Annotated in this window: 3 protein-coding genes and 1 pseudogene; 2 read left to right on the top strand and 2 right to left on the bottom strand. The window is 70.2% G+C overall.

The window, feature by feature from the left end; genetic code table 11:
- Positions 1-75 precede the first annotated feature (75 nt).
- Both ACIY1X_RS25485 and ACIY1X_RS25480 read right to left on the bottom strand, forming a co-directional pair.
- Positions 76-1,242 carry an acyl-CoA dehydrogenase family protein gene (locus ACIY1X_RS25485; RefSeq protein WP_399686233.1) on the bottom strand — a complete coding sequence of 389 codons (1,167 nt, stop codon included), beginning with the start codon at positions 1,240-1,242 and terminating at the stop codon, positions 76-78.
- A 75-nt stretch (positions 1,243-1,317) separates the two neighbouring features.
- Positions 1,318-2,220 carry a MaoC family dehydratase N-terminal domain-containing protein gene (locus tag ACIY1X_RS25480; RefSeq protein WP_399686230.1) on the bottom strand — a complete coding sequence of 301 codons (903 nt, stop codon included), beginning with the start codon at positions 2,218-2,220 and terminating at the stop codon, positions 1,318-1,320.
- Positions 2,221-2,409: 189 nt separating this feature from the next.
- Here ACIY1X_RS25480 and ACIY1X_RS25475 point away from each other — a divergent pair, with 189 nt between their 5' ends.
- Positions 2,410-3,330 (top strand): SDR family NAD(P)-dependent oxidoreductase, encoded by a 921-nt coding sequence (locus tag ACIY1X_RS25475; RefSeq protein WP_399686227.1) that lies wholly within the window; start codon positions 2,410-2,412, stop codon positions 3,328-3,330.
- Between the two features lie 159 nt (positions 3,331-3,489).
- Positions 3,490-3,651: pseudogene (locus ACIY1X_RS25470) on the top strand (tripartite tricarboxylate transporter substrate binding protein); the annotation flags it as partial.

The following is a 3,651-nucleotide window of genomic DNA, read 5'->3' as shown; positions in this document are numbered from 1 at the left end:
CGGCCACCGCGTGTTCGAGCGAGACGACGGTGATGCCGTCCAGCGGACGGGGGCGGGGGGCGGTGGTGGCAGCCATCAGAACGACCGGGGCAGGCCCAGCACGTGCTGGCCGACGTGGCTGAGGATCATGTTGGTGGAGATCGGCGCGACCTGGTACAGCCGCGTCTCGCGGAACTTGCGCTCCACGTCGTATTCGCAGGCGAAGCCGAAGCCCCCGTGCGTCTGCAGGCAGGCGTTGGCGGCCTCCCAACTGGCCTTGGCCGCCAAGTACTTGGCCATGTTGGCCTCGGTGCCGGCGTTCTGGCGCGCGTCGATCTTCTCGCAGGCGCGCCAGCGCATCAGGTTGGCCGCCTCCAGCTCGATGTAGGCCTCGGCCAGCGGGAACTGGATGCCCTGGTTCTGCCCGATCGGCCGGCCGAAGACCTTGCGCTCGTTGGCGTAGTTGCGGGCGCGCTCCAGGAACCAGTAGCCGTCGCCGATGCACTCGGCGGCGATCAACGTGCGCTCGGCGTTCAGGCCGTCGAAGATCACTTTCAGGCCCCGGCCCTCCACGCCCAGCAGCGCGTCCTCGGGCAGCTCCAGGTTGTCGAAGAACAGCTCGTTGGTCTCGTGGTTGACCATGTTGAGGATGGGCCGCACGGTGAGCCCCTTGCCGATCGCCTTGTCCAGCTCGACGATGAAGCACGACAGGCCCTCGCTCTTCTTCTGCACCTGCTCGATCGGCGTGGTGCGCGCCAGCAGGATCAACAGGTCGCTGTGCTGCACGCGGCTGATCCACACCTTCTGGCCGTTGACGACCCAGCGCCCGTCCTTCTTCACGGCCGTGGTCTTGAGCTTGGTGGTGTCGCTGCCGGTGGTGGGCTCGGTCACGCCCATCGACTGCACGCGCAGCTCGCCGGCGGCGATCTTCGGCAGGTACTTGCGCTTCTGCGCGTCGGTGCCGCTGAAGACGATGGTGTTCATCACGTACATCTGCCCGTGGCAGGCGCCGGAGTTGCCGCCGCAGCGGTTGATCTCTTCCATGATGACCGAGGCCTCGGCCATCGACAGGCCCGGGCCGTCGAACTCCTGCGGGATCAGCGCGGCCATCCAGCCGGCCTGGGTCAGGGCGTTGACGAATTCCTCGGGGTAGCCGCGCGCCTCGTCGATCTTGCGGAAGTACGCGTCCGGGAACCCGGCGCACAGGGCGCGCACGGCGTCGCGGATCTCGTGGAAGTTGTTGGACTGGGTCTTCTCGATCATGGCGGTGTTTTTTGAGTCTTTTCGGCCTCCAGCGCCCGCGGGACGGGCGCTGGCAGCTATGGTTTCGATAGCAGATCAGCCCAGCACGGCGCTGGCCTGCATGGTCAGCCAGCCCTCGTGGTCCTGCGCCCACAGGTCCACCCGGGTGCCGTCGGCCGAGGGCCGGCCGTGCACGCTGAAGGGGTGCAGGTCGAAGGTGGGCCGCACGGCCCTGAACTCGAAGGAGGCCACGAAGGCGCCGGGCCGCTCGCGGCGCAGCAGGTCCAGCAGCAGCGTGGCGATCAGCGGGCCGTGCACCACCAGGCCCGGGTAGCCCTCGGCCTCGGTGACGTACTTGCGGTCGTAGTGGATGCGGTGGCCGTTGAAGGTGAGCGCCGAGTAGCGGAACAGCAGCACGTCGTCGGGCACCAGGGTGCGGGACCAGGCGGCCTGGCCGTCCAGCGGCGGCTTTCGCGGCGGCGGTGCCGGATCGCCCGGGCGCGCCGCACTGCGGTAGACGATGTCGTGCTCCTCCGTCAGCGCCAGGCCGGCTTCGTTGGCGATGCTGTGCTCGACCAGCACGAACAGCAGCTCGCCCGTGCGCCCGCTCTTGTGCGAGACCGAGCGGATGGTGGAGCTGCGCTCGACGCGCTGGCCGACCTGCAGCGGGTTGGCCGGTTCCCAGCGCAGCCGCCCGCCGGCCCACATGCGGCGCGGCAGCGGCACCGGCGGCAGGAAGCCGCCGCGCTTCGGATGCCCGTCGGGGCCGATCTCGCTGTGCCGCGCGTGCGGCAGAAAGTACAGCCAGTGCCACAGCGGCGGCAGCGCGGTGCCTTCGGCCGGCGCCGGGTCGTCGCGGTCGAGCGTGGCCGACAGCGCGGCCACCGGCGCGGCGGTCACGGTGTCGCCCAGGCGCTCGCTGCGCCCCTGCCAGCCCTGCAGGTGCGCCAGGGTGGCGGCGTCGAGGGCGTCGCCGCTGCTGCGTGTCTCCTTGTTCATGGCCGCGATCGTCGGCGCAGCCGCGCGGCGGCGCAATCCGCGTTTGTGAAAGCGTGCCTTCGGCGCCGGTGAAGCCCGCGCTTTCACGCCGGCGAAGGCCGCCCTTGCCATTGCCGAATGGCGCCGGGCGGGCTTTGCCGCCATGCTCGGCGCCGTGTTCCCTTCCAGACGACAAAAGGACGACGAGACATGGCGCAGCCCGGGATGATGCAGGACAAGGTGGTGGTGGTGACGGGCGCCGGCGGCGGCATCGGGCGCGACATGGCGCTGGCCCTGGCCGCCGAGGGCGCGAAGGTGGTGGTCAACGACATCGGCACCTCCACCAGCGGCGAAGGCACCGACGCCGGCCCGGCGCAGCAGGTGGTGCAGGAGATCCGCGCCGCCGGCGGCGAGGCGGCCGCGAACACCGACAGCGTCTCCGAGGCCGCCAGCGCCGCGCGCATCGTGCAGAGCGCGCTCGACCACTTCGGCCGCATCGACGGCGTGGTCAACAACGCCGGCATCCTGCGCGACCGCTTCTTCCACAAGATGAGCCTGGACGAGTGGGACGCCGTCATCAAGGTGCACCTGTACGGCAGCTACCACATGAGCCGCGCCGCGGCCAACCACTTCAAGGAACAGGAAGGCGGCGCCTTCGTGCACATGACCTCCACCTCGGGCCTGGTCGGCAACCTGGGCCAGGCCAACTACAGCGCGGCCAAGCTGGGGCTGGTGGCGCTGTCCAAGAGCATCGCGCTGGACATGCAGAAGTTCAACGTGCGCTCCAACTGCATCGCGCCCTTCGCGTGGAGCCGCATGATCGGCTCGATCCCCACCGACACGCCCGAGCAGCAGGCGCGCGTGGCGAAGATCCAGCAGATGACGCCGAGCAAGATCGCGCCGCTGGCCGTGTACCTGCTGTCCGACGCGGCGCGCGAGGTCAACGCGCAGGTCTTTGCGGTGCGCAACAACGAGATCTTCCTGATGAGCCAGCCGCGCCCGCTGCGCTCGGTGCACCGCGGCGAAGGCTGGTCGCCCCGGTTCATCGCCGAGCACGGCATGCCGGCGCTGAAGGCCTCCTTCGTGCCGCTGGACCGCTCGGCCGACGTATTCAGCTGGGACCCGGTCTGAGGGCAAACCCCCGCTAAGCAGGCCCGAAGCCCGCCTTCGGCAAAAGCAGATTCCGCCGGCGGGAGCAACGCCGCACCATCGGCTTCACGCAGTCGCGGCCCTGCTCATCGCAAGCGCCTGCGGCCCGAAGCCATCACCACGAACCCAGGAGACACATCCATGCTCAACCCCCGACGCCGCCTGGCCCTGGCCGCCCTGGCCTGGGCACCGCTCGCCCTGGCCGCCCTCCCCGCCGCCGCGCAGGATGCGCAGCAGCAGCCGGTGCACCTGCTGGTGGGCTATTCCGCCGGCGGCCCGGTGGACCAGGGCGCGCGCCTGCTC

The organism is Xenophilus sp. (assembly GCF_044462705.1).
GTDB lineage: Bacteria > Pseudomonadota > Gammaproteobacteria > Burkholderiales > Burkholderiaceae_C > Xenophilus > Xenophilus azovorans.
Note: the sequence above shows the minus strand (reverse complement) of the source record. Positions and strands in the feature narration are given on the sequence as shown.

What these genes read in the sequence shown, in the direction of transcription:
- ACIY1X_RS25485 (WP_399686233.1), bottom strand. Translation starts at nt 1,242, where the DNA reads ATGATCGAGAAGACCCAGTCCAACAACTTCCACGAGATCCGCGACGCC.
- ACIY1X_RS25480 (WP_399686230.1), bottom strand. Translation starts at nt 2,220, where the DNA reads ATGAACAAGGAGACACGCAGCAGCGGCGACGCCCTCGACGCCGCCACC.
- ACIY1X_RS25475 (WP_399686227.1), top strand. Translation starts at nt 2,410, where the DNA reads ATGGCGCAGCCCGGGATGATGCAGGACAAGGTGGTGGTGGTGACGGGC.